At 43.1% G+C, this 896-nt stretch carries 1 protein-coding gene and 1 pseudogene; both read left to right on the plus strand.

Features of this window, described 5'->3' with window-relative positions; translation table 11 throughout:
- A pseudogene (locus ACFIKY_RS09030) lies at positions 1 to 270 on the plus strand (phage tail protein); the annotation flags it as partial.
- Positions 271 to 311: 41 nt separating this feature from the next.
- Positions 312 to 725, plus strand: coding sequence for a hypothetical protein (locus ACFIKY_RS09035; RefSeq protein ID WP_375661737.1), 414 nt, complete (start codon positions 312 to 314; stop codon positions 723 to 725).
- The last annotated feature ends 171 nt before the right edge of the window (positions 726 to 896 follow it).

Below are 896 nucleotides of genomic sequence, written 5' to 3' on the forward strand. Positions count from 1 at the left end.
TTCACAGGCAAAAAACATGTGATCTCTGAAGAAGATGGACGCGAGCATGAGCATTCCATTGATGTTACAGGGCGCTTAGTCAAAGTGGATAGTGAAGGCTTAACAGCTGGAAAAGCTACAGGCTATGATTGCGAGATCAAAAATGTTTGGGACTATACGGAATTTTGGGATGGTTCTGTTTTGCACCGCTTTTCGTTTAAACGGGGCGGTTGGCTTGTCCGCAACGGGCAAGAGATCGGTTCTCGCCGCCGCTCTATTCTCAATTTATAAGCTCTCATTATTGATAGGGTTCTCATTTATAGGAATTGATCATGACAAGTTTACAAACCAGCATTGATGTAGAATTGCAGGTTCCGCTTCTTTATCAAGATAAAGGTGGCAAAGAAACTCTCTGCAAGAAACTGACCTTTTATCGCCCAAACTTCAAGCAAGCACGCCAATTAGCGGTGTTGATTGGACCGCAGTTGGTAGAGCTCGTTTTGCCCGCTGTAGAAAAGGATAAAAAAACATTGGGCAATGATATTCTTGTTCTTAAGCTTTGTGAGGCTTTATTTACCCATGAGGCTATGGAAGGAATAGCCGTGCTTTTAGCCGATATGTCTCATGAAACGGTTGAATTGATTAATCGTCTTGATGTTGTTGACATTATGGCAGTGTTTAAGGCTTTTTTTGCTTTTTTTACGCAACGCCAATCCTCTCTGCCGGACAATTTGGAGCAGAGCTAGCCCTTTATTATCACTGGGCGCCTTCAGAAATTAACCAGATGGATTGGCTGGATGTGATTGCCTATCGAGAAGAACTCGCGCGCCTTAAAGCCCAAGAATATGAAAGTCATCAGTTAGGATAAGAGACGATCATGGATGTTTCCCTTGTTGTGCGTTTTGTCAATCATCTGC

Origin of the sequence: Bartonella sp. CR127HXZ (assembly GCF_042194555.1) — a bacterium.
GTDB lineage: Bacteria > Pseudomonadota > Alphaproteobacteria > Rhizobiales > Rhizobiaceae > Bartonella > Bartonella grahamii.